Source organism: Rosenbergiella gaditana, assembly GCF_018494065.1.
Classification (GTDB): Bacteria; Pseudomonadota; Gammaproteobacteria; order Enterobacterales; family Enterobacteriaceae; genus Rosenbergiella; species Rosenbergiella gaditana.
This window is the reverse complement of the sequence record NZ_JABBFR010000090.1, coordinates 1-241: the sequence shown is the minus strand read 5'-3', so window position 1 is coordinate 241 and position 241 is coordinate 1. Positions and strand designations below refer to the sequence as shown.

Below are 241 nucleotides of genomic sequence, written 5' to 3'. Positions count from 1 at the left end.
ATAGTAATCCATCTACAATTTCTAATGCTGATTTCTGAATATATTCATGGGCACGATGAACTGGGTTTCTAGTTTGAAATCCTACAACAGTCTTCCAATTCACTTTATTAAATAGCTGTCTCGTTTCTAATGGGTCAAGATGGTAATCTACAAATGCATCATGTTGTGGACGATTAATCAATTGTATTGGCCCCGCTAAGTAATACTCACCTTTTTCGTAAACCTTTTTCACCCCTGGATG

Annotated in this window: 1 protein-coding gene; it reads right to left on the bottom strand. The window is 36.5% G+C overall.

Annotation, left to right across the window (positions count from 1 at the left end; all coding sequences use genetic code 11):
- Window positions 1-241: hypothetical protein (locus tag HH682_RS15575; RefSeq protein ID WP_214238380.1), on the bottom strand; the 241-nt coding region annotated here is incomplete at both ends.